General features: G+C 72.8%; 23 protein-coding genes, 1 tRNA gene and 2 pseudogenes. 14 read left to right on the forward strand and 12 right to left on the reverse strand.

What is annotated here, in order from left to right; all coding sequences use genetic code 11:
• Positions 1-86: 86 nt before the first annotated feature.
• The 3 genes from ACLQ2X_RS05900 (at position 87) to ACLQ2X_RS05910 (ending at position 4,209) form a co-directional block, all read left to right on the forward strand.
• Entirely contained in the window at positions 87-1,769 is a 1,683-nt protein-coding gene (locus ACLQ2X_RS05900; RefSeq protein ID WP_425679899.1) for a dolichyl-phosphate-mannose--protein mannosyltransferase, read from the forward strand.
• 380 nt (positions 1,770-2,149) lie between these two features.
• Entirely contained in the window at positions 2,150-3,436 is a 1,287-nt protein-coding gene (locus ACLQ2X_RS05905) for a VWA domain-containing protein (RefSeq protein ID WP_425679900.1), read from the forward strand.
• Positions 3,436-4,209 carry a peptidase gene (locus ACLQ2X_RS05910; RefSeq protein ID WP_425679901.1) on the forward strand — a complete coding sequence of 258 codons (774 nt, stop codon included), beginning with the start codon at positions 3,436-3,438 and terminating at the stop codon, positions 4,207-4,209. Before ACLQ2X_RS05905 ends, ACLQ2X_RS05910 begins: the two co-directional genes overlap by 1 nt.
• A 57-nt stretch (positions 4,210-4,266) precedes the next feature.
• Here the strand turns inward: ACLQ2X_RS05910 and ACLQ2X_RS05915 are convergent, their stop codons facing one another.
• Complete coding sequence (locus tag ACLQ2X_RS05915) at positions 4,267-4,536, reverse strand: hypothetical protein (protein WP_425679902.1); 270 nt, start codon at positions 4,534-4,536, stop codon at positions 4,267-4,269.
• Positions 4,537-4,661: 125 nt separating this feature from the next.
• On the opposite strand from ACLQ2X_RS05915, the gene ACLQ2X_RS05920 reads away from it, so the two are divergent.
• The 4 genes from ACLQ2X_RS05920 (at position 4,662) to ACLQ2X_RS05935 (ending at position 7,228) form a co-directional block, all read left to right on the forward strand.
• Positions 4,662-4,784, forward strand: a complete 123-nt coding sequence (locus ACLQ2X_RS05920; protein WP_425679903.1) for a hypothetical protein — start codon at positions 4,662-4,664, stop codon at positions 4,782-4,784.
• 77 nt (positions 4,785-4,861) lie between these two features.
• On the forward strand, positions 4,862-5,839 hold the full coding sequence (locus ACLQ2X_RS05925; RefSeq protein WP_425679904.1) for a DUF4352 domain-containing protein: 978 nt from the start codon (positions 4,862-4,864) through the stop codon (positions 5,837-5,839).
• Between the two features lie 131 nt (positions 5,840-5,970).
• A complete protein-coding gene (locus tag ACLQ2X_RS05930) occupies positions 5,971-6,693 on the forward strand; it encodes a VOC family protein (protein ID WP_425679905.1) in 723 nt (240 codons plus the stop codon).
• 70 nt (positions 6,694-6,763) lie between these two features.
• Positions 6,764-7,228, forward strand: a complete 465-nt coding sequence (locus ACLQ2X_RS05935) for a hypothetical protein (RefSeq protein WP_425679906.1) — start codon at positions 6,764-6,766, stop codon at positions 7,226-7,228.
• 5 nt (positions 7,229-7,233) lie between these two features.
• Here ACLQ2X_RS05935 and ACLQ2X_RS05940 read toward each other — a convergent pair whose 3' ends face one another.
• The 3 genes from ACLQ2X_RS05940 to ACLQ2X_RS05950 form a co-directional block, all read right to left on the reverse strand.
• Positions 7,234-8,103: an alpha/beta fold hydrolase gene (locus ACLQ2X_RS05940; RefSeq protein ID WP_425679907.1), complete on the reverse strand. Its 870-nt coding sequence runs from the start codon at positions 8,101-8,103 to the stop codon at positions 7,234-7,236.
• A 99-nt stretch (positions 8,104-8,202) separates the two neighbouring features.
• Positions 8,203-10,317 (reverse strand): cellulase family glycosylhydrolase, encoded by a 2,115-nt coding sequence (locus tag ACLQ2X_RS05945; RefSeq protein WP_425679908.1) that lies wholly within the window; start codon positions 10,315-10,317, stop codon positions 8,203-8,205.
• A 138-nt stretch (positions 10,318-10,455) separates the two neighbouring features.
• On the reverse strand, positions 10,456-11,463 hold the full coding sequence (locus ACLQ2X_RS05950) for a saccharopine dehydrogenase NADP-binding domain-containing protein (RefSeq protein WP_425679909.1): 1,008 nt from the start codon (positions 11,461-11,463) through the stop codon (positions 10,456-10,458).
• 94 nt (positions 11,464-11,557) lie between these two features.
• Between ACLQ2X_RS05950 and ACLQ2X_RS05955 the strand changes: the two genes are divergently transcribed.
• The 5 genes and pseudogenes from ACLQ2X_RS05955 to ACLQ2X_RS05975 all read left to right on the forward strand — a co-directional run.
• Entirely contained in the window at positions 11,558-12,496 is a 939-nt protein-coding gene (locus tag ACLQ2X_RS05955) for a helix-turn-helix domain-containing protein (RefSeq protein WP_425679910.1), read from the forward strand.
• A gap of 39 nt (positions 12,497-12,535) precedes the next feature.
• The gene (locus tag ACLQ2X_RS05960) at positions 12,536-12,793 is read left to right on the forward strand and encodes a hypothetical protein (protein ID WP_425679911.1); all 258 of its coding nucleotides are present in this window, start codon (positions 12,536-12,538) and stop codon (positions 12,791-12,793) included.
• Positions 12,794-12,854: 61 nt separating this feature from the next.
• Entirely contained in the window at positions 12,855-13,178 is a 324-nt protein-coding gene (locus tag ACLQ2X_RS05965) for a hypothetical protein (protein ID WP_425679912.1), read from the forward strand.
• 35 nt (positions 13,179-13,213) lie between these two features.
• On the forward strand, positions 13,214-13,348 hold the full coding sequence (locus tag ACLQ2X_RS05970) for a hypothetical protein (RefSeq protein ID WP_425680027.1): 135 nt from the start codon (positions 13,214-13,216) through the stop codon (positions 13,346-13,348).
• A gap of 41 nt (positions 13,349-13,389) precedes the next feature.
• Positions 13,390-13,651: pseudogene (locus ACLQ2X_RS05975) on the forward strand (FAD-dependent monooxygenase); the annotation flags it as partial.
• A 129-nt stretch (positions 13,652-13,780) separates the two neighbouring features.
• On the opposite strand, the pseudogene ACLQ2X_RS05980 reads toward ACLQ2X_RS05975, so the two are convergent.
• Positions 13,781-14,586, reverse strand: a pseudogene (locus ACLQ2X_RS05980) (DUF2625 family protein).
• A 216-nt stretch (positions 14,587-14,802) separates the two neighbouring features.
• On the opposite strand from ACLQ2X_RS05980, the gene ACLQ2X_RS05985 reads away from it, so the two are divergent.
• Positions 14,803-15,171, forward strand: coding sequence for a hypothetical protein (locus ACLQ2X_RS05985; protein ID WP_425679913.1), 369 nt, complete (start codon positions 14,803-14,805; stop codon positions 15,169-15,171).
• Between the two features lie 211 nt (positions 15,172-15,382).
• Here the strand turns inward: ACLQ2X_RS05985 and ACLQ2X_RS05990 are convergent, their stop codons facing one another.
• The 7 genes from ACLQ2X_RS05990 to ACLQ2X_RS06020 form a co-directional block, all read right to left on the reverse strand.
• Positions 15,383-15,697, reverse strand: a complete 315-nt coding sequence (locus ACLQ2X_RS05990; RefSeq protein WP_425679914.1) for a hypothetical protein — start codon at positions 15,695-15,697, stop codon at positions 15,383-15,385.
• 589 nt (positions 15,698-16,286) lie between these two features.
• A tRNA-Ala gene (locus tag ACLQ2X_RS05995) sits at positions 16,287-16,360 on the reverse strand.
• A gap of 131 nt (positions 16,361-16,491) precedes the next feature.
• Positions 16,492-17,274 (reverse strand): hypothetical protein, encoded by a 783-nt coding sequence (locus ACLQ2X_RS06000; RefSeq protein WP_425679915.1) that lies wholly within the window; start codon positions 17,272-17,274, stop codon positions 16,492-16,494.
• Between the two features lie 168 nt (positions 17,275-17,442).
• Positions 17,443-18,081 (reverse strand): GNAT family N-acetyltransferase, encoded by a 639-nt coding sequence (locus ACLQ2X_RS06005; protein WP_425680028.1) that lies wholly within the window; start codon positions 18,079-18,081, stop codon positions 17,443-17,445.
• 111 nt (positions 18,082-18,192) lie between these two features.
• Positions 18,193-19,506, reverse strand: coding sequence for a gephyrin-like molybdotransferase Glp (glp, locus tag ACLQ2X_RS06010; protein WP_425679916.1), 1,314 nt, complete (start codon positions 19,504-19,506; stop codon positions 18,193-18,195).
• Positions 19,503-20,492: a UTP--glucose-1-phosphate uridylyltransferase gene (locus ACLQ2X_RS06015; protein WP_425679917.1), complete on the reverse strand. Its 990-nt coding sequence runs from the start codon at positions 20,490-20,492 to the stop codon at positions 19,503-19,505. Before ACLQ2X_RS06015 ends, glp begins: the two co-directional genes overlap by 4 nt.
• A 9-nt stretch (positions 20,493-20,501) precedes the next feature.
• Complete coding sequence (locus ACLQ2X_RS06020; RefSeq protein ID WP_425679918.1) at positions 20,502-22,694, reverse strand: diguanylate cyclase; 2,193 nt, start codon at positions 22,692-22,694, stop codon at positions 20,502-20,504.
• Between the two features lie 82 nt (positions 22,695-22,776).
• On the opposite strand from ACLQ2X_RS06020, the gene ACLQ2X_RS06025 reads away from it, so the two are divergent.
• The gene (locus ACLQ2X_RS06025) at positions 22,777-23,424 is read left to right on the forward strand and encodes a 5-formyltetrahydrofolate cyclo-ligase (protein WP_425679919.1); all 648 of its coding nucleotides are present in this window, start codon (positions 22,777-22,779) and stop codon (positions 23,422-23,424) included.
• Positions 23,425-23,443 lie beyond the last annotated feature (19 nt).

A 23,443-nucleotide genomic window follows, 5' to 3' on the forward strand; every position in this document is an offset into this window, starting at 1 on the left:
CACGGTGCGTGCTCCTTCATCGACGGCCGTACCAATTTCGGAGACGGTGGACGCCACCGGCCCCTCTCGCAGCCTACGATCGCCGGGTGACGAGTGCCTCGACAGCACAGAGCGCCAACGCGGACTCCTCCTCCGACCGCGCCGCGGACGGCCCGGGCGACGCCGGCGGGGGCGGTCTCCCGGCCGCCGTCCGGCGGCGGCTCGCCACCGTCGACGACCGCATCGGTCAGGGGCAGGCGTGGGCGGCCACCTTCGTGGTGGTGGCGATCGCCGCGATCCTGCGCTTCGTCGGCCTCAGCCGGCCGCCCGGCAAGGTCTTCGACGAGACCTACTACGCCAAGGACGCGTACGGGCTGATCGACCGCGGCGTCGAGTGGAACTACAAGGACAACGGCCCGTCGTACGTGGTGCACCCGCCGCTGGGCAAGTGGCTGATCGGGCTCGGCGAGTGGGCCTTCGGCTACCAGGATGCCGACTCCGGCATCACGGTGGCCGGGCACCTGACCACGACCGCGCCGGAGTTCGGCTGGCGCTTCGGCGCGGCGGTCGCCGGCACGCTGTCGGTGTTGCTGCTGGTCCGCATCGGTCGGCGGATGTTCCGCTCCACGGTGCTCGGCTGCGCGGCGGGCCTGCTGCTCGCGTTGGACGGCTACCACCTCGTGCTGTCCCGCACCGCCATCCTCGACATCTTCCTGCTGCTGTTCGTGCTCGCCGCGTTCGGCGCGCTGGTGCTCGACCGGGACGCGCGGCGGCGGCGGTGGGCGCGGGCGCTGGAGTCCGGGCTGGACCCGACCCGCCCCGGCCGGGCCGGTCGGCCGCCGTCGGGCTGGCGGGACTGGCCGTGGTGGCGCCTGGCGGCCGGTGTGCTGCTCGGTTGCGCCTGCGCGGTCAAGTGGAGCGGGATCTACTTCGTGCCGGCGTTCGCGTTGCTGGTGCTGCTCTGGGAGGTCGGCGTGCGGCGTTCGGCCGGCGTGCGGCGCCCGTGGCGCGACGCCGTGCTCGACGAGTTGCCCTGGATGCTCGCGGCGGGCGCGCTGATCCTGGTGACGTACGTCGCGACCTGGTCGGGCTGGCTGCTGGGCGACGACGGCTACTACCGCCTGGCCGAGCGCTACCCGAACGTTCCGGAGCTGAGCGACACCCCGTTCATCGGGGCGCTGAACAACCTGTGGGAATACCACAAGGCCGCGTACGGCTTCCACACCCAGCTCGACGACCCGCACAAATACCAGTCCTGGCCCTGGCAGTGGCTGCTGCTCGGCCGTCCGGTGGCGTTCCACTACGCCGGCGACGGGGCCTGCGGAGCGGCGAGCTGCGCCTCCGAGGTGCTGCTGCTCGGCACCCCGCTGCTCTGGTGGTCGTTCCTGCCGGCGCTCGCCGCGACCGCCTGGCTCGGACTGGCGCGGCGGGACTGGCGGGCCGGCGCGATCCTGCTCACCGTGGCCGCCGGTCTGCTGCCCTGGTTCTGGTTCGCCCTCGACGGCCGGACGATGTTCTCGTTCTACGCCGCGCCGGCGGTGCCGTTCCTGGTGCTGGCGGTGGTCTACGTGCTGGGCGCGATCGTCACCCCGGCACCGGTGACGGGGACGGCACCACCCCCGACCCCGGAGCAGAGCAGTGACCGTCGACTTGTCGGCGGGATCATCGCGGGCGCGTACATGATGCTGGTGGCGCTCTGCTTCGCCTACTTCTATCCGATCTTCGTGGGCAAGGTGCTGCCGTACGCGGACTGGTCGGCCCGGATGTGGCTGGACGGCCGCTGGATCTGACGCGTGTCGCCCCGGCGGGCGGTGCCCGCCGGGGCGACATCCGATGGCGACGAGCGCTCGGGTCTGCCCGGGGCACGGGGCGCGGGGGCACCGGGGCACGAAAGAGCGCGCCCCTATCGCCTGCCACGGGGGAAGCGGGCGATCGGGGCGCGCAAGACAGAGCTTAACCACAGTCCGGCAACCACACAACGGGTGGGACTGAGTCGGATTTCCGACGACTGCACCACCGGCCATATGGTTTACATCAGGTAGATAACGGTGGGCCATCCGGCGGGAACCCACCGGATCCGACCACGTCGACGGCGGACGTCACGGCAGGTCGGTCGCGCGCGCCCCCACCCGAACGATCATCCAAAGTGGATCTCACTACACTTCGCCCGGTGATCAACAAGAGACGATCGACAGTCGTCCTTCTCGGACTGCTGGCGGCGACCGCGCTGATCGGGCCGAACCCCGCCGGAGCCGACGACGAGACCACCGAACCCGTCGCCGAGCCACCGAAGGTCGAACTGGTCCTCGACGTCAGCGGCTCGATGCGGGCCCGCGACATCGACGGCCGCAGCCGGATCTCCGTCGCGCAGCAGGCGTTCAACGAGGTGGTCGACGCCCTGCCCGACGAGACACAGCTCGGCATCCGGGTGCTCGGCGCCACCTACCGGGGCAAGGACAAGAAGCAGGGTTGCCTGGACACCCAGCAGATCGTGCCGGTCGGCACGGTGGACCGCACCCGGGCCAAGGCCGCCGTGGCCGGGCTGCGCCCGACCGGCTTCACCCCGGTCGGGTTGGCGCTGCGCTCCGCCGCGCAGGACCTGGGCACCGGCAGCACGGCCCGCCGGATCGTGCTGATCACCGACGGCGAGGACACCTGCGCCCCGCCGGACCCGTGCCAGGTGGCCCGCGAACTCGCCGCCCAGGGCACCCGCCTGGTCGTGGACACCCTCGGCCTGGCACCTGACGAGAAGGTACGCCGGCAGTTGCTCTGCATCGCCGGCGCGACCGGCGGCACCTACACCGCGGCGCAGAGCGCCGACGAGCTGACCGGTCGGATCAAGCAACTCGTCGACCGCGCCCGGGACACGTACACGGCCGCGCCGGCGGTGGTCGGCGGCACCTCGGCCTGCGCGGGCGCCCCGCTGCTCGCCCCCGGCGTCTACAGCGACCGGGAGGCGTTCTCCGAGCACCGCTGGTACCGGGTGCCGGTGCGTCCCGGGCAGGAACTGCGCGCCTCGGTGAGCGTCGCGCTGGACCGGCCGGTCAACCCCGACTACGGCGTGCTGCTGCGCGCCACCGCGCCGGACGGGCGGGAACTGGTCCGGGGCGTCGACGCCGGCAGCGGACGCACCGATGTGATCTCCGCCGGGCTGCGCTGGTCCGCCGGGGACGACGGCGAGGCGAGTCCCGAGCCGACCCCCACCGGGCAGCAGGCCGCGCAGACCGTCTGCCTGGTGGTCAGCAACTCGTTCGCCGCCCGCCCCGGCACCGAGGTCCGACCCGGGATGCCTGTCGAGCTGACCGTGGACGTGGTGGCCGCCTCCCCCGCCCCGGACGGGCCGGACCTCGGTCGTGGCTGGGTGCTGCTGCTCCTGCTCACGCTGGCCGGGCTGCTCACCGGGCTGGTCGGCGGGCTGCTCACCCGCTGGTGGGTGGCCACCTGGAGGGAGAACTGATGCGTACGCAGATCCGAGTCGCGGCGGCGGTGACCGCCGCCGGACTCACCCTCGCCCCGGCGGTGGCCCTGGCCGCGCCCAGCCCGTCGCCCGGCGCCACCCCCGTGACCAAGGCCGGCACCTCGTTCCTCACCGCCACGACCATCAGCGCCGGCCAGCCGGTACGAGTGGACGCGTCGACGGGCGACCACCTGTACTGGTCGTTCCGTGCCGACGCGGGGCAGGTGCACGAGGTCACCGCAACGGTCACCTTCCCGAAGCGACGCACCGGCGCGTCCACCTGGGCCGTCGACGTCTTCGACGGCCTGCGCCGCCGGCAGGCGTGCACGGCCGGCGCGCAGACGCCCGTCGCGGACACCGCGGCGACGAGCGTCGCGCTCGATTGCACGCTGCGGCGCGTACGGCCGTGGGCCGAGCCGTGGTCGGGTGATCCGCTGCCCGGCACCTACTACGTCCGGCTGTCGGTCACCGACCTGCCCGAGCCCGACCTCGGCCTGCCGGTCGAGGTGGAGCTGCTTGTCGGCGCGACCGACAAGGGTGGTGCCTCCGACGACGACGGCGAGCTGGCCGCCCCGCTGGTGCCGAACACCAGGGCCGGGACGGTGCTGGCTGCCGAGCCGACGCCCGAGCCGGCGGCCGAGGAGCAGACCGACCTGACCGGCTGGCTGCCCCAGGCCGGGTCACGGTGGGTGTGGACCATCGCGGGCGGAGTGCTCGCCGCCGTGGCCGGCGTGGTCGGCTTCGCCCTCACCCGGCGGCCCCGACGCCGCTGAGGACCCTCCCGGTGGCCGTCGTGAACCCGACGCGGCGGCCACCGGGAGCGCCGACGCTCACGCCGTGCGCGGGCCGCGCGGCACCCAGCCGATGAACCGGTCCCGCAGCGCGGTGACCGGCACGGAACGCAGATCCTGCGTGGCCACGGCCAGGCAGGAGCCGAGATACACGCTCAACGACGCCCGGTCCACGTGGTACTCGTGCAGCAGGTGGCGGCGCTTCGTGGCGCAGGGCCAGTTGTCGCCGCACGAGTCGCAGGTCCAGTCGGGGGTTGTCGGGGCGTGCTCGCCGTCCCGCGCTCCCGACAATTCCGCGCCAGGCGCCATCGGCCACTCCTTCCGCCTCAATACATCGATGATTGACACTGCCTATGGCACCGTACCCTCGCCCCCGCGGCATGCCCCCGCGTTACGGTACGTTCACGGCGTGTTGCCGTCACCCACCGCCGCACGTGCGTGACCTGCTTCCCGCCGCGGTCGCCGTGGCGGTGGCCGATCCACCGCCCTCGCTGACCGGACGGTTCGCGGTGGACGACGACCTGGTCCGCACCGCCGCTGTTCTGCTCAATCGGTGACGCCCGGTCAGCGCTGCTGTTCTCGACTTTGTACGGTCTTGGCGACCGATAGTCCCCGCCGGCGCCCAAGGAGTACGGTGAGTCACCCCCAGCCCCCGTTCGGGTCACAGGATCCGAACCAGCAGCCGCAGGACCCCTCGACGCAGGCGTATCCCGACCCCACGCAAGCGCCCGCGCCGGACAGTCCGTACGCGCCCCCGCCCACCTCCGGCGCGCCGTACCCCCCGCCGCCGACCGAGCAGTACCCGTCCGCGGAGACGTACCCGCCACCGCCGACCTCCGGCGGACCGTACGCGCAGCCCGGCGGCTATGAGCAGCCGGGTGGGGCGTATCCCCAGCCCGGGGCGTACCCCCAGCCGGGCGCGTATCCCCAGCCGGGCGCGTACCCCCCACCGGGCGGGGCCTACCAGCCGGGCGGGGCGTACCAGCCGGGCGGCTATCCGCCGCCGAGCGGGCCGTACCAGCCGGGCGCGCCGATGGCGCAGCCGTTCGGGGCGCCGGCGAAGAAGTCGAACAAGGGCCTCTTCATCACCCTCGGCGTGGTGGCGCTGGTCGTGATGCTGCTCTGCTGCGGCGGTCTCGTCTTCGGTATCTACAACAGTGTGCAGGAGAGCCAGAAGGCGATCAACGAGATCACCGCGACCGCCCCGCCCAGCAAGTACCTCAACATGCCGGCCGGCAGCAAGCTCACCGCCGAGGACATCAACGGCGAGGTCGAGGTCACCGTCAGCAACTTCCAGACCAGGACCACCGCCTGCAGCGAGGCCGGTGTGCCCCCGAGGAAGGGCATGTACCTGATCGTCGACGTGACGGTCGAGGTCACCAAGGGCAGTGCGTCGATCAACCCGTTGTACTTCAGGTGGCAGAGCTCGGACAGCACCGAGACGCCCGCCCTGTCCAGCTTCTTCGCCGGCTGTGGCGACCGGTTCGAATCCGGCACCTCCCTTCCGGCGGGCACGAAGCGCACCGGTCAGCTCGCCTTCGACGTCCGGGACCGGAACGGCGTCATCGAGTACCAGCACCGACTCCGCGTCGCCGGGTCGTGGAAGCCCTGACCCCGGGCTGAGGAACACGACGGAGACCGGTCCAGCGTGGACCGGTCTCCGTCGCCTTTTCGGGCATTCCCCGTCAGCCGTTCGGCCGTTTCCATGTGCGATCAGCGGTCGCCGGCCGCCAGGCTCGGGGGATGGCTAACGAGACGACGATCCCGCTGCTGCCGTGCCGCGCCCTTGACGACGTGGCCCCCTTCTACCAGTCCCTCGGCTTCGCGGTGACGCATCGGCAGGCCCGCCCGAACCCCTACCTGGCGCTCCGCCGGGAGGATCTCCACCTGCACTTCTTCGGGATGCCCGACTTCGACCCGGCCGACTCGTACGGCTCCTGCCTGGTCCTGGTGGACGACCTGGTCGGCCTGCACCGCGCGTTCACGGCGGGCCTGCGCGCCGCGTACGGAAAGGTGCTCGTCGCCGGGGTGCCCCGGATGACCCGGCCCCGGCCCCGCCGCAACCAGGACGGCCATTCCGGGTTCAGCATCGTCGACCCCGGCGGCAACTGGATCCGGTTCGTCGGCCGGGCCGCCGAACCGGACGCCGACGACGGCGGCGAGGGCGGGCTGGCCCGTACGCTGGGAAACGCCGTGGTGCAGGCGGACTCCCGTGGCAACCCCCGGCAGGCCGTCCGCATCCTCGACGGCGCGCTGTCCCGGCCGGACGCCGCCGCCGACCCGGCCGTCCTGGTGGAAACGCTCGTGTACCGCGCGGAGCTGGCGTTGCTGCTCGACGATCCGGAGACCGCGCGGGCGCTGTTGCGCCGGGCGGACGCCGTCGACCTGACCGCCGAGGAACGCGACCGGCTGGCCGACACGCTGCGGCACGCCGCCGACCTGACCGCCACCCTGCCACCGGCATAGCCCGGCCGCGTCCGGGATCCACGCGGTGCGCGTGCGGCGCGGTGTCGCAGGGGGCACCTATCCTGCGGTGATGGTTCTCGATGAGGCAACCGGTTCGTGGGTCGGCACCAGCGGTTTCCGGTTGATGCCCGCCGATCCGCTCGCCGAGGCGCCGGCCGCGCTGACCGTCGGGTCCGCCGCCGGCGGCCACCTGACCACCGTGGCCTACTCGTGGTCGCATCCGGACGACGGGCCGCAGGACGGTCTGCTGGTGGTCGCGGCCGGCGACGAGCCGGGCTCCCTCGTCGCCTGGTGGGGCGACTCCTGGCACCAGCAGCCCACGCCGATGACGCTCACCGGCACGGCGGGCGGGGTGCCGGTGGTCGAGCTGTCCGCCGACTACGGCGGCGGTTGGCGGTGGCGGATCACCCTCGACACCGCCGACCCGGCGACGCTGCGACTGCGGATGGACAACGTGGTCCCCGCCGACCAGGCGGGGGCGGAGACACCCGCCGGCCCCTACCCGGTCATGGTCACCGACGTGCGCCGCGCCTGAACCCGTCACGCCGCATCGTCGAGGACCTCCCGCAGCCGGTGGGCGAACTCCTCCGGCTTGCCGGCGTGGCCGCTTTCCTCGCCGAGGAACCCGCCGTGGTGGCTCGGGAAGACCACGGGCCGCCCACCGAGCAGCTCGGCCGTGGCCACCGACGTCCGTCCGGTGAAGGTGTCCGCCGACTCCTCGCCCACCGCCACGACGATCCGGGTACCCGCCGCACGCAGCGCCTCGGCGTCGGGCCGGTAGCTGGTGACCGCCGCGGACCGGTCGGAGAGCAACGGGTCGTCCCGGGTGCCGTCGTCCTCGGCCGGCAGCCCGAAGGCGGCGGGGTACGGCAGCGGCCGGGCGAAGTAGTCGTCGGTGAACTCACCCCGCCACGACGTCATGGCCAGGAACGCCGCCATGCCGGCACCCCAGCCCTTCTCGCGGTACGCCTCCTGGCAGACGGCCGTGGCCCGGGTGGCGGCCTCGGTGTCGGGAAGCAGCGCGACGAGCGGCGGCTCGTGCGCCACGAGGGTGGCCACCGCGTCCGGGTACGCCGTCACCAGGGCGAGTGCGGTCACCGCGCCGCCGCTGGTGGCGAACATGTCGACCGGGCCCGCGCCGAGGGTTTCGATGACCGCGTGCACGTCGGCGGCCTGCACCTGCGGCACGGCGTCGGTCCGGCCGTCCCGTCGGGCGCTGCGACCGAACCCGCGCGGGTCGTAGGTGATGACGGTCCGGTCCGGGAAGTACGAGGCCAGCGTGGTGAAGCCGTCGGCGCACATCGGCTGGCCGATCATGAACAGCGGACGGTGCCCGCCGTCGGTGGCCCGTGGGGCGTGAACGTCGTAGACGAGGTCGACCTCGGGCGTCTGGAGAGTGTGCGTGGTCATGCTGTTGTCGACCGTCGCCGGCCCCGGAACTCATCGGGGAAACCGGTGCGACCCGCGGCGGTGTCTCGACGACCACCGCCGCGGGCCGTACCGTCGCGGTCAGCTCACCGTGCCGGTCACGGCGCTGCCGGACCTGGTGACGTAGTAGGTCAGCTTCGTGCCGCTCCAGAAGTGGAACGTCAGGGTGACCCGCTGGCCGTCGTTGACCTCGGCGAAGAACTCCGGCTTCAGCGCGATCGTGTTGCCGCTGTAGTTCGGCGCGAACGTCACGTCGAACTCCTTGAACGAGGTCCAGTTCTGCGGCCCGGCGTTGCTACCGTCGGCGTACTTCGCCTCCATGGTGGCGAGTTGGTCGCCGCGGAACTGCGCCGGCAGGGTGAAGGCGGCCGTGGTGCCGGTGGCGTTGGACAGCACCGGCGGGTCGTACGTGATGATGCTGATCCGCCAGGGCACGCCTGTGGAGAAGCGCGCCTGGAGGTTGGCGTTCACCCCGTACGCGCGGGAGCCGACCAGCCGGGTCAGCGCCGACGCGGTGAGCGTCAGGGTGCTGCCGGAGACCGTGTAGTCGGTGCCGGCGACCAGGTCGGTGCTGCCCTGACGCAGACCCTGGAACGTGGTGCCGTTCAGGTTGAGCGTCAGGGTCTTGGCGGTGATCGAGCCGGTGCGCGGCACGTACACCTGGTCGCTCGACGCGGTGCCGGAGCGGGTGGTCCAGCTCGACCTGATCTGCGCGAACAGCTCCGGGTCCTTCCACACGAAGGACGTGCGGTCCAGGTGCTGGCCGTTGTCCCAGAGCTGGGTGGTGAGTTTGCGGCTGCGCGCGTAGTGGCCGAGGAACTCGAAGAACTTGAGCTTCTCGCCCTGCTCGATGGTGCCGGTGTGTCTGTCGAAGCCGAGCAGGCCGTACTCGCCGATGATCACCGGGATGTTGCGGGTGACGAAGGCGTTGTAGACCCGGTCGAACTGGTCGGTCAGGTCCTGCTGCACGGTGGCGTCGAAGCGGGTGCCGCCGGCGATGTTCACGCTGAACGGCCAGTATCCGTAGAAGTGGACGGTGGCGACCAGGTTGGGGTCGTTGAGCGTGTTGAACGTGCTGACCAGCTCGTCCACCCGGGCCTGCTCGGCGGAGGTGTGCAGGGTCGGCAGCACGAGCAGCCGGGTGGCGTTGGTGCCACCGGACTGGCGCACGATGCGGTGGAACGACGTGTTCAGCTCGTTGAGCAGCGTGGCGTTCTGCGCGTCGCCGGAGCTGCCGGTGAACTGCGGCTCGTTGACGCTCTCGAAGACCAGCTTCGAGGAGGTGTCCCTGAACGCGGCGGCGATCTGCGTCCAGAGCGCGTTGTAGCGGTTCAGCACGGTCGTGCGGTCGGTGGGCATCGTGTTGATCCACTGCCACGAGTCGTGGTGGATGTTGATCACCACGTAGAAGCCGTCGGCGAGCGCCCAGCCGACCACCTCGCGTACCCGGTTCAGCCAGGCCGCGTCGATGGTGTAGCCGGGTGCGCCACCGTGGTGGTTGCTCCAGGTCACCGGGATGCGGATGCTGTTGAAGCCCTGCGCCCGGACGTTGTCCAGCAGCGCCTGGGTCACCCGGGGGTTGCCCCACGCGGTCTCGTCCGCGCCTACCGCGTCGAACGAGTTGCCGAGGTTCCAGCCGGGCTGCATGGCGGCGACGGCGGCCATGGCGTTGCCGGCCGGCGGCGGGGTCGTGGGCGGCGGGGTGGTCGGGAGCGGGGTGGTCGGCGGTGGCGTGGTGCCCGGCGGCGGGGTGGTCCCGCCGACGCCGCCGGTGCAGGCCACACCGTTGAGCGTGAACGCGGTGGGCGCGGTGTTGACCCCGGACCAGGAGCCGTTGAAGCCGAACGAGACGCTGCCGTTGGTGGCGATCGCGCCGTTGTAGCTGACGTTCGTGGCGGTGACGTCGGCACCGGAGGAGGTGACGTTGGCGTTCCACGCCTGGGTGGCCCGCTGGCCGGATGGGAACGTCCAGCGCAGGCTCCAGCCGTTGACCGGGTCGCCGAGGTTCGTCACGTCGACGTTCGCGGTGAAGCCGCCGGCCCACTGGCTGGCGGTGGTGTAGGTGACGCGGCAGCCGGCCGCCGCCTGGGCGTTCGTCGCCAGCAGTGCGGTGCCGGCCACGAGTGTCGCGGCGGTGGCAGCGACCAGGCCGACCCGCAATCGGGCCCGGTGCGCGGTACGGGGAAGACCGACCATGGGGGTTCCTTCGTGGTGGGGTGTGCGCGTGTGGACGGAGCAGGCGGGGCGCGCACCCGCCCAGCGCGAGAATAAGTTTGGCTTCCAAACATTGTCAATCGGCAGGCATGGATGAAAGACCGCGCCGGCACCCGGCCGTCACGCCTGCGGCGACCGCACGGTGAGGTGGCCCGATAGGGCGCGCAGGAAATCCGGCGCGTCGAACATCCGGCCGGCCGAAGCGACACCCCTCGCCCGGGTCCGCCCGGTCAGGACGCGGTGCACCGCCTCCGCCGCCAGCGGCGCGCTGATCGCGTAGATGTCCTGCCCGTGGGCGACCACGCGCCGCCGAACGTCGCCGGAGCGCACCACCACGTCGACGGTGAACGTCTGCGCGGACCGGCCACGCTCGTCCGCCGCGGCCGGCGCTTTCCCGGCGGCCAGGTCCCCCGCCGCGTTCGCGGTCATGTACGTGCACACCTCCGGGATGTCCAGGTGACTGGGCACGGTCACCACGTCGGCCATGGTGAACTCGCCGAGCACCGGCCGGACACCCAGCGGTGCCGGGAACTCCCAGTCCAGCCGCGGTAGCTCGCCCTCGGCGTACACCAGGCGCCCGTCGGTGAAACGGAGCCGCCGCCCGTCGCGGCGCTCACGCGAGACGACGCCGGAGGCGACCGTCCCGGCCGTCGGGTGCCAGCTGCTCAGCCCGTACGCGACGTGCGCCTCGTCGGCCGCCGTCCAGTCAGCCATCGCGGTGGTGACCAGCAGGTCACCGAGCCCGCCGAAGAACGCCATGGCCGGCACCACCGCGACTCCCGCGGCCTCCGCACGGTCGGCGTAGTGGGCGAACGTGTCCCGGTTCGCCTCGATCTCGGCCGCCACGTCGATGTAGGGGATCCCCGTCCGCAACACGGCCTCGATCAGCGGTCCGGCGGTCGAAGCGAACGGTCCGGCGCAGTTGACCACCGCCGCCGCCCCGGCCAGCGCCCGGTCCAGCGCCGCCGGATCGTCGACCGACGCCACCCGGCGCTCCACCCCGGGGAAAGCAGCCGCCAGTTTCCCCGCGTCGCGCCCGAGCGGCAGCGGCTCGTACCCCCGCTCGCGCAGCTCCGCCACCACGAACCGCCCGGTGTGCCCGTACGCCCCGAACACCGCCACCCGCATGCTGCTCCCCCTCGAAGATCGACTGAGACGATCGTCGCCGGGTCGTGCGGGCCGGGCCAGTGTCGCAAACGCCAGCGTCCGTACAGTTTCGGACATGGCCACCATCGCGCTCGCCGCCACCGACGGGATGCTGCACTTCGAGCTGGCCGCCGCCTGCGAGATCTTCGTCCGCGACCCGACCGGGCTGGCCGACCCCTGGTACGACCTGGTGGTCTGCGGCCGGGGCCCGGTCGGCGTCGGCCGGTTCACGATCACCCCCGACCAGGGGCTGGACCACCTCGCCCGCGCCGACACGGTGATCGTCCCGGCGATCGAGAACCCCGACGCCGAGCCGCCGGCCGACCTGGTCGACGCCGTCCGCGCCGCCCACGCCGCGGGCGCCCGGATGGTCTCGTTCTGCACCGGCGCGTTCGTGCTCGCCGCCGCCGGCATCCTCGACGGGCTGCGCGCCACCACGCACTGGGCGCACACCGACGCGCTCGCCGCCCGCTACCCACGCGTCCACGTCGACCCGGACGTGCTCTACGTGGACAACGGCACCGTGCTCGCCTCCGCCGGCAAGGCCGCCGCCATCGACCTGTGCCTGCACCTGATCCGCCGCGACCACGGCTCCACGGTCGCCAACGCGGTCGCCCGCCGCCTGGTCGTGCCACCGCACCGGGCCGGCGGCCAGGCCCAGTACGTCACCACGCCGGTCCCGGCCCGCGAGGACCACCCGCTCGCCGCGCTGCTGCCCTGGGCGATGGCGCGGCTGGACCGCCCGCTGACCGTCGCGGACCTGGCCCGCCAGGCCACCATGAGCACCCGCAACCTGGTCCGCCACTTCACCGCCGCGACCGGCGCCACACCGTCGCAGTGGCTGGCGACGCAGCGCATCCGGCGCGCGCAGGAACTGCTGGAGAACACCGACGACAGCATCGACGCCGTCGCCGAGGCGTCCGGCATGGGTACGGCGACGACGCTGCGCCGGCACTTCCAGCGCACGGTCGGCGTGCCGCCGGACGCCTACCGTCGTACGTTCCGCCGAGGCTGACCGGATTGCCGGCGCGTCGACACGGGTAACCGGTCCATCATGGAGCGGGCCACGGGGTCGAAGCAGAGCTGGTGGAACACCTACCCGGAGGCCACGACCGGGCAGTGGACGACAGCCGTCGTGGTGGCCCTGGTCCTCACGGTGCCGACCACTCTGCTCTGCGTATGGCTGGCCACGTCGCTGCTCAGCGGCGCCCACTGGCTGCTCCAGACGCTCGCCTTCGCCGTCATCGGTCTCGTTATCGGCGGTGGCGCCCTCGTACTGCTGGCCAAGCTCGGCGGGCGTCGCGCGACCTGACCCTGCCCGGCGGTTGCAGTCTCGACCCTCCGCCCCGACCCTCTGAGCACCGGAGCAGACCATGGCGGAACAGGTACAGGTGCCGGACGACGGTGCCGGCAGCACTGAGTTCTTCCGCTTCGCCGGCACGTACAACGGTTACGAGTTGCAGGGCAGCTTCGAGGCGCTCGCCACCACCGCGCGGACCGTACGCGAGCGGTGGGAGCGGACCGGCCACCTCGGCGACGACGTCGACGAGTTGCGCGCGCGCCTGTTCTTCGAGGCACGCGCCTTCCGCCACGGGGGATATGGTCGGTTCGATAAGCGGCCGATCGTCGCCGCACTCGTGGCGGGCATCCGCTCCCTGTCCGGCGGGTTCGTGCCGTCCAGGAGGACGATCGCCTGACGTTCGACACGGGGGCGGGTGTGTTCGCTGTGATCGTGGTCGCCGGTGGGCCGAACGGCATGATGCCGGCGGGCAAACTGCGCCTTCGGGGCGTCGGCGTGCTCGTGCTGGAGAAGGACGCCGAGTGTACGTGCGGTCGCTCGGGCTGCACGTCCGCAGCATCGAGGTGATGGACCAGCACGGGCTGCTGGAGCGCTTCCTGGAACAGGGCGGCAGGCACTCCCACGTCCACCCACCGCTGGGCGGGCAGAGCCTCAACCTCGGCATCCAGGACGCGTTCAACCTGGGCTGGAAGCTGGCGGCGGCCGTCAACGGGTGGGCGCCGGTCGACCTACTGGACACCTACCAGACCGAGCGGCGCCCGGTCGCCGCCGACGTGCTGACCAACACCCGCGCGCAGAATGCTGCTGGCCACCAACGAGCTCGGACCCCAGGCGATACGGCAGTTGCTGGCGCAGCTCATGGACCTCGACCGGCGGTGCTGTTTCGGCCGGACGGGCACGTGGTCTGGTGGGCGACGATCAGCAGTCGCTTGAGGGCGCGCTGGCCAGGTGGTTCGGCAGCCCGACGAGGCAGCGGTCGTCGGCTGCCGACCCGGCGCGTCAGCGGAAACCGAGCTGACGTGCCGCATCCTGGTGAGCCGAGACGAGTTCCGAGAGCCGGATGGGCCTGCGGGACACGGCCGAGAGGTCCCTGCCCTCCCTGGTCCGCGGGGGAAACACACTGATTCCCTTGTCCAGAGCCAGACCGGCCACCTCGGCTTCCCACCCCGGCCACCGCAGGTCCTCGTAGAACCGGGCCGTGGCACCGGCGAGCATCGCCTCCAGCCAGTCGCCGTACCCGAGTTCAAGATCCTGCCAAGCCAGGTCCTCCGGGCCGAAGTAGTGAAGCGTCGGCCGCGCGCCCGGTTGCACCTGCGGCCACGCGAACTGCCCACCCAGCACATCGAACGCGATCACCAGGCGATCAGCGCCCCCGGTCAGCTCGGCAGCCACCTCGGAAAGCCCATCGTGCCCACCCCGAGCACCCGAAGCCAACCGTGGTCGATCACCAGCCCGCCGCTGTTGGCGACCACCGCCCCGAGCCACGACCGGGTGGTGATCGCCAGGGCCTCCAGGCAGGCGTCCGCCCGCCGGCGATCGACCGGAAGCACCTCCACCGGATACGGGGCTGCTGCCGCCAGCGCAGAAATCTCGGGCCATGCCGACTGTCCCATCCCCTCAGCCTCCCAGAAAGGTCCGGACCGGGCCGCGGCGACTCGGGTGGCCGCGACCGCATCCGCGGTGCTGTTGCGGCCGGACGGCACATGGTCTGGGTCGGCGGCGAGCCGTCCGCGTAGCCGGGCGGTGGCGACTCCGGCGAATGCATCGAGGCGGGTGCACCCTTCCCAAGACGGCGAAAGCCACATTAACGGCCGTTTGGTTGCACCATTCCATCCAACAAGGGACGTCGCATCGAAGGCCCTCGACTATTCGCGGCCCGGCGGAACAAGTAGCCGATGGAGGCACGTACGCCTTTTGCTCCGTCGCCGAACGCCTCTAACGCCACCGCCTGTTGCGTGTGCGGAACCAGTGATCTATATTCGTCGCAAGCCGAATGACGGCCCAATGGGGGAAGGACAACAATGAGAGCGAATGTGCGCAAGTCTGCCCGCGTGCGGGAAATGGTGCAGTCGACGTTGCTTGTCGCCGCGACTGTCGCCGCCGGCGTCGTGGTGGCCGCAAGCCCCGCTCAGGCGGTGACCATTCAGAGCTGCCAGGATCCTCAGCATGCAGCGAGGCTGACCTACACCGACGGCACCGTGTCGAGGTTCAACTGCACCGGCACCTACTATCCGCCGAACAAGAAAGCGAGCTTCTTCTGGACCGGCACCTGGTCGGGCTACATCACTTACGACGGCAGGCGGGAGAAGTTCTGCAACGGGGAGAACAACTGGCTCCCGTTGCCGGTCAGGATCAACAAGCTGGAATTCTCCCCGACGAAACTCTGCTAACGCCACCTTGATTCCATGAACAATTATTCCCAGTGATTGGCGGTCCCAGTTGCGCGACTGGGGCCGCCATTCATCGCAATGCCTCGCGGAATAAATCGGCCTGCGCGGCGTCCAACGCTGCTCGGCGTGGCCGGTGCCATCGGCGCGCTGATGGAGCTCTGCTCATCCAGCCCGCATCTGTCCGGCGACGGCCTCGGCCCGTTCCCGGCGGTCAGCTGGCCATGCGGATCGGCGCGGACGCCAGCACGGCGCAGACGATGACAGCCAACAGGATCCGCAGATTGCGTAGGCCGCGCCACCACGGCACCAACCAGAACAACAGCCACACCGCAGCGGCGAGGAGCACATGCTCGCCCACCATGCCGAGGGTGACCTCCTCGCAGCGGTTGTCGCCGAGGGCCGACTCGCAGAACGCCGGGGGCCGATCGAAGGCGCCCCCGACCAGCGCGACAACCCCCACGACGCCGGCGACCACCGGAGCGACGACGAGTGTGGCCAGCGGCGTCAGCAGCCCCCGCAAGATCACGTTGTCGATCCAACGGGCCAGTGCGAGCCGGTGCAGGCCGACGGTCCTGCGGCATGACGAGCACGATACCCAACTACGTGTACCAACGGTGCACCCGTCTGTGCCGCGTAGGCTGCGCGCGGTCAGGGAGCCGGGAGCACGAACCGATCAGGACAAGCTCTTCCGCGACTGGCTGCGCTCGCATTCCACAAGACCGGGAGGGCTACGCCGCGACCAAGCGGAGCCTCGCGGCACCGCCCACCGGGCCGGTGACTAGGACCCGGCGCGGAACGAGGTCATCGATCAGGTGGGCGCCTGGCTGGCCTGGCCGACACCTGACGGGTGTGGGCAGCAGCGACGGGGTGGTGATCCCACCACCTCGACGAGAAGGAGATCGCCAAGGCACTGAAGGACGCCCAGCGTTGGCGCGACCTCGAACAGGAAGCGCTCGACCGGCTGTTCGACTGACGCCGGCGGGTGATCGGCATGGTGGCGGCCCGGCGGGGCCTCCACCGTGCCATGGAGGGGGCGGGACCGGCTGCGGTACGCCGCTGCTACAAGGATCGAAAAAGGCCGTCTCCCCCCCACGGGAAACGGCCTTTCAACTGGGTGGAGCTGAGGGGATTTGAACCCCTGACCCCCTCGATGCGAACGAGGTGCGCTACCGGTCTGCGCCACAGCCCCTCCGCTGGCGAACCAGCGTCGGTCCCACCCAGCTTTCACCGGGTGGGCCGGCGACAAGGCTAACAGGTCGCGCCCTCACGACGCGAACCGCCCCACCGCTGCGGAGCAGCGCCGCACGGCGGCGCCGGCGGTCAGGCGCCCCGGCCGGACTGGTAGGGGCGTCCGCGCAGGCCGCCCGACCGCCGGTAGGAGACCGAGCCGCCGCTCGCCGCGGGCGGCAGGTCCGCCGGGCGGTCCAGGCCCATCGCGGTACGCCGAACCGCCTCCCGCTGGGCGGCCAGCCGGCGCTGCACCTCCCGCCGGGCCGCCGCGCGCCGGGCCTGCTCGCGGCGCACCTCAGCCTGTCGGGCGGCCAGCCAGGCCGCCTCGCGGGCGTCCGCGCGCCGCCGCCGACGCTCGGCCAGGGCCCGCTGCCGCAGGTGCACGACGTACGCCACCAGCAGCGCCCCGGTCACCGACACGCTGATCCAGAACCCGGGGCCGACGAGCACCACGCCGCCCAACTCGACCAGGTTGAGCAGCAGCAACGCGGCAAGCACCCGACGCCGGCGGTAGACCGCCGGGGTGTGGCGCCGATGGGGCGGGTGCCGCCGGCGGGACTGCGCCGGGATGGCGGAAACCGGGCGGAGCCGCCCGGAACGACGCCGCACGGGCGGCGCGGACACCGGCCGGTCAAGACCACCCGTATCGGCGTTCTCACTGAGGGTAACGACGAGGGAGCGCGGCGGGTACAGTGGGCGCCGGCCGGGCACGGTGCGACGCCGACGCTCGCGCTGAATCACCCGCGCCGTCGACTGCGCCCGCTCCGCCACCAGCCGCTCGGTGGCGTCGTACCGGCGGACCAGCGCCGGAGCGAGGGCGAGCAGACCGGCGGCGGCGAGGACGGCGAGGAGCACCGACGTGGGCACCCTCACCCCTCCCGTCACCAAGTTCGAGGCGAGCGCCGCACCGCCGCAACTTCTTCTATCGACCGTCGTTTACGGCGCACATCGTGCGGGCGGGCAGCGCTTGCCGCAGCTTGCAGTTACTTGAGGTTACGGGCCGCCGACCCTGTTCACCGTGCGCCGCGCCGGAGGGTGACGTCAGCGACGGTTGTCACGCACGCGGTGCCACCTGGCCAGCAGCCCGCCCTCGGCGGCCACTTCCTCGCCGGTCATCGCATATCCGATGTGGTCGCGCCACGCCCCGTCGATGTGCATGTAGCGCACGTGGTAGGCCTCCTCGCGGAAGCCGAGCTTCTCCACCACCCGCCGGGACGGCGTGTTCTCCGGGCGGATGTTCACCTCGATCCGATGCAGACCGCCGGGGCCGAACGCGTGGTCCACGGCGAGCGCCACCGCGGTCGGGATCACACCCCGACCCGCCACCCGGGAGTCCACCCAGTACCCCACGTACGCGGAGCAGAACGCCCGCCGCACGATGCTGCCCACGTTGAGGTGGCCGACCAGCCGTTCCTGGCCGTGCTCCCGCAGGCACACCGCGAACGGCATGCCCTCACCGGTACGCGCGGACCGGCGCTGGTCGGCGTGGACCAGGCGGAACGCGGCCGGCGAGTTGGACTCGTGCCAACCACCCGGGATGTGGGACTCCCACGGGGCGAGCCACTGCCGGTTCGCGCGGCGGATCTCCGACCAGGCGGACGCGTCGGAACGCCGGTAGGGACGCAGCACCACCGGACCGTCCACCAGCACCACCGGCCACCCCGGCGCCCGCCGGAACATCACCGAGCCGACCCTCCGATCGCGACTGCGGGGCTCGCAAGCTCACTCCTCGCGCTCACCGGGCCAGCCTTCCGATCGCGACTGCGGGGCTCGCAAGCTCACTCCTCGCGCTCACCGGCGCCGGTCCAGCAGGAGCACATCCACCGTGGACCCCGCCGCCGCGGTGGTCACCCGCTCGCCGAGCACCAGCAGGCCGTTCGCGTCGGACAGACCGGACAGCGTGTACGGGCCACCGTTCAGCGGCTGCACCGTGTACCCGCCGCCGCGCCGCTCGGCCACGTGCGCCGGCCGGAACTCGCGCAGCCCCACCGGCGACGACACCGTTTCCAACAGGTGCGCGCGGACGCTCGGCCGGAACACCGGCTCGGCCCCGGCGAGCAGTTGGATGGCGGGCCGGGCCAGCACCTCGAAGCCGATCAGCGCCGAGCCGGGCTCGCCGGGAAGACACACCACCGGCACCTCCTCGGCGCCGACCGTACCGAATCCGAGGGACGTCCCCGGATAGAGGGCCACCTCGGTGAAGGTGACCGGACCGGCCGGCCCGCCGTCACGGCGGGACAGGATCCGGCGGACCATGTCGCCGGGGCCGGTGCCGGTGCCACCGGTGGTGAGGATCAGGTCGGCCCGCAGGGTCTGGTCCTCCAGCAGGCCGCGCAGCGCCTCCGGGTCGTCGTCGCAGATCCCCACCCGGTACGCGAGCGCGCCCGCCTCGGCCGCCGCCGCGGTCAACGCGTGCGAGTTGGCGTCCACCACCTGGCCGGGCTGGCTGCCCCGGCCCACGTCGACCAGTTCGTCGCCGGTGGCCACGATGACCACACGCGGGCTGGGCCGCACCACCACGTGGCCGATGCCGGTGGCGGCGAACACCGCGACCAGGGCCGGTGACACGTAGGCGCCGGCGCGGGCGAGCAGCGTGCCGGCGGCCAGTTCCTCCCCGGCCCGGCGCAGGCCGTACCCGCGTTTGGGGGCGCGGAAGATCTCCACGGCGGCCATGCCCTGATCGGTCCACTCCACCGGGACGACCACGTCGGCGCCGATCGGCAGCGGCGCGCCGGCCGCCACCGAGAAACACGAGCCGGGGGTGAGCCGCACCGGCCGCCAGCTCGCCGCGCCCATGTCACCGACCACGTTGAGCCGGATGGTGCGCCCGCCGGGCATGCCGGAGGGGGCCGGGACGTAGCCCGGCCCCCGGCTCCCACCGGAGATGTCCTCCCAGCGCGCGGCGTACCCGTCCACCGCCGCCTGGTCGAAGGCGGGGTACGAGTGCGGGGCGACCACGTCCTCGGCGAGCACGTTGCCGTACGCCTGGGTCAGGTCGAGGTCGAGTGGCGGCAGCGCGCGTAACCTGCGCAGCACACTGCCCAGGTAGTCGGCGAGCGGCGTCAACTCGTTCGCGGCCGCCTCGGCGTCGGCCGTCGCGGTCATGTATCGGCACCGCCGGACGCGTCACGCACGCCGTTGAGGATCGCCGCGGTGACCGTCTCGTCGCCGTTGTTGACGAACTCGGTCAGCCACTTGCGGAACTCGGCGCCCACGTCGTCCCGCTCGGCGGCGATCTGCACCACGGTCTGCAGGTAGCCCAGCGGCATGCCGGTGTCGTAGCGGGTGCCCCGGTAGACGATGGCGTGCACCGGCACCCCCTCGGTCCGCAGCAGCTCCATCGCGTCGGTCAGCTGGATCTCCCCGCCGCTGCCCGGCCGGGTGCGCCGGATCGCGTCGAAGATCTTCCCGGGCAGGACGTACCGGCCGAGCACGGCGAGGTTGCTGGGGGCGTCCTCCGGGCTGGGCTTCTCCACCATCCCGGTGACGGTGACGACCTCGGCGATGTCGGTGTACTCCGGCCCGGCCGGCTCGACCGAGGCGATGCCGTAGCGGCTGGTCTCGGCCGGGTCGACCTCGAAGAACGCGAGCACCACGCCGCCGGTGCGGGCCTGGAGTTCCAGCATGGCCGGCAGCAGCGGCTCCGACGGCTTGACGAACTCGTCGCCGAGGAGCACCGCGAAGGGCGCGTCGCCGACGTGCGACTCGGCGTACCCGACGGCGTGACCGAGGCCGAGCTGTTCCGGCTGGCGGACCGTGTAGATCGCGGCCAGTTCCTCGGTGCGCTTGACCTCGGCCAGCAGCTCCGGCTTCTTGGCGAGCCGTTCCTCCAGGTCCGGGCGGCGGTCGAAGTGGTCCACCATCGAGGTCTTACCCCGACCGGTGATCAGCAGCACGTCGTTGACGCCGGCCTGGGCGGCCTCCTCGACGATGTACTGCAGCACCGGCCGGTCGACGACCGGCAGCAGTTCCTTCGGAACCGCTTTGGTGGCCGGCAGGAACCGGGTGGCCAGGCCGGCGGCCGGGATGACGGCCTTGACCGCGCGGGAGCGACCGGAGGTCGCTGAGGGGTTCGCTGAGTGCTCCGACATGCCGCGAGACTATCGGCCACGGCTCTGCCGCGGCGGGTGAGGACCGGAAGACGCGCCGCCCTGGGCTGCACCCGCCGGGTCGACGGGACCGGCCGGCCGGGGCGGCCCGTCGGGTGGGCCGACCGAGGCCGCCGCCACCGGGACCTCCTCGGCGGGAACCGGATCGGGCGCCGGGGCCAGCCGGTGGCCGTCGCGTCCGGCGGCCTTCGCCGCGTACAGCGCGTCGTCGGCCGCGTCGAGCACCTGCTGACCGCCGGCCGCGTGGTCCGGGTAGACGGCGATGCCGATGGAGACGGTCACCGGCACCTGGATCGGCCCGCCGCCGTGCCCGTCGACCGCCACCGGCTGGTCCCGCACCACCGCGCCGAGCCGCTCGGCGACGACCGTGGCGCCCCGCGCGTCGGTCTCCGGCAGCAGCACCACGAACTCCTCGCCACCCTGCCGGAACGCCAGGTCCACCTCGCGGATCACCCCGCGTACCCGGCGGGCGAACTCGACGAGCACCGCGTCCCCGGCCGCGTGCCCCCACGTGTCGTTGACGTTCTTGAACCGGTCCAGGTCGAGCGCGAGGACACTGAGCATCCGGCCGAACCGGTTCGCCCGCTCCACCTCCCGCCGGATCGACTCACGCAGGTAGCGGTAGTTCCACAGCCCGGTCAACGGGTCGGTCAGGGAGAGCCGCTGTGCCTCCTCGTGCACCCGGACGTTCTCCACGGCGACCGCCGCGTGGCCGGCGAACGTGCGCAGTGTGACCAGGTCGTCGTCGTGGAACTCGTGCCCGCCCAACCTGTCGTAGAGCACCAGTACGCCCAGCGCCGCGCTCGTCGGGCCGGGCGGATCGTCGTCGGGCGGCGGGTGCCCGGGCCGGTCCGGGCCGCGCGCCTCGACCGTGCCGGGGGTGGCGAACGGCACCGCCACGTACGTCTCGCAGGGCGGCTCCCCGGTCGGTGTGTCGGGTGGCGCCCACCGGCCGCGCTGCGGCTCCCCGGTGGCGGCCACCGCGCCGAGCACCCCGGCGCCGAGCGGCACCCGCAGCGTCGCCGGGTCGGCCGGGTCACCTGTCGGCCACCGACCGGCGAGCCCTTCGACGCACCGGCCGACCAGTACGTCGTCGCCGTCGAGCAGCAGCACCGCGCCGGCCCGCGCGCCGGTCGCGGCGATCGCGCTGTCCAGGATCACCCGCAGGATGCGTTGCAGGTCGTGCGTGCTGGCCAGGGTGTCGCCGAGCACGGCGAGGTGGTTGCGGAGCTGGTCCCGGCTGCTGGTCAGCGCCGCCACGTAGCTGTCGGTCTCCCGGGTCATCCGGTTGAAGGCGCCGGCCAGCCGGCCGATCTCGTCGCGGCTGCGCACCGGCACCCGGGCGCTCAGGTCGCCCCGGGCCACCCGGTCCACCGCGCCGGCCAGCTCACCGAGCGGCCGGGTGGTCACCCAGGCCAGCCGCCAGGCGACCAGCACGGCCAGCAGCGCGGCCAGCGCCACCGCGGCGGCAAGCGCACCGTACAGGCCCGGTGTGCGTTCCCCGGGCACCGAGAGCACGAGCGGCAGCGGCTGGCCCGGGGACGGCCCGACCCGCCGCACGTACCGGCCGTCGCCGGTCCCGGCCACCCCCGTCCCGTCCGCCTTGCCGGCGGCCGCCAGCACCGCTGCGCGTACCCCCTGGTCCTCGGTCGTGTGGCTGATCCGCCCGGGGTCGTCGAGGAGGGTGACCCCGACGCCGGTCACCGCGGCGAGCCGCGCCACGAAGGCCCGGTCGACGGGCTGCGCGGCGGCCACCGCGCCCAGGTCGACGCCGGCCGCGTCGCGCAGCCGGACCTGGGCGGCGAGCGCACCGACCGGCCCGGCGGGGGTGCCGGCGCAGTCCTGCCAGTGCCCGGCCGGCCCGCCGCCGGTGGCGTAGCGGGTTGCGCCCCCGGCGTCGGCGATCAGCACCGCGGCGGCCAACCCCCGGTCGACGACCTGGTCGGCCGCGCGGGGCCGGGCCGTCGGGTCGGCGACCAGCGCCACCGCGTCGGCCGCCGCGCGCAGTTGCTGGCAGAGGGCGTCGACGGAGGTACGCACGCCGGCCGCCGCCAGGCCGAGCCGTTCGGTGGCCCGGCTGCGCTCGACCGCGCTGAGGGTGGCCCCGACGAAGAACGCGCTGAGCAGGACGGGGCCGAGGACCACCGCGAGGAAGGCCGCCGTCAACCGCCCGCGTAGCGTCAAGCTTCCCCCCGGAAGTTCCGCGCCCTTGGTGCGATGCTGACACAGAGCGACCGGTGGACAAGCGTTGCGTCAGGAGTGTTGCGTGCCGGAATTTTCGGATGAAGCGACCCGGGCGAAGCGGGATCTGCGTGTCGCGCTGCTCGCCGCCCGCCGCTCGCTGTCCGCGCCGCGCCGCGCCGAAGCCGCGGCGTCCGTTCAGGCCGAGCTGGTGACGCTGGTACGCCGGCTGCGCCCGGCCCGGATCACCGCCTACGTCCCGGTCGCCTCGGAGCCCGGCGGGGACGATCTGCCGGAGGTGCTGCGCTCGGCGTTGCCGCCCGAGGGCGAGTTGCTGCTTCCGGTGCTCCGCGACGACCTGGACCTGGACTGGGCCCCCTACACCGGCCGCGGGTCGCTGCGCGCTGCCGGCCGGGGGCTGCGCGAGCCGACCGCCCCGCCCCGGGGTCGCGCCGCCGTGGCCGGGGCGGCGCTGGTCGTGGTGCCGGCGGTGGCGGTGGACCGCCGGGGCGTGCGGCTCGGCCGTGGCGGCGGCTCGTACGACCGGGCGCTTGCCCGGGTCCCCGCCACCGCGCCCACCGTGGCGCTGCTGCACGACGGCGAGCTGGTCGAGGTGGTCCCCGCCCAGGCGCACGACCGCCCGGTGCACAGCGTGATCACCCCCGGCGGCGGGCTCGTCGCGGTGCCGGGTGTGGGTCCGGGCGCTTCCGCTGGACGAACCCGGGTGCCATGACGCACCATTGGCACTCGAA

Source organism: Micromonospora sp. DT31 (assembly GCF_049841795.1).
Classification (GTDB): domain Bacteria; phylum Actinomycetota; class Actinomycetes; order Mycobacteriales; family Micromonosporaceae; genus Micromonospora.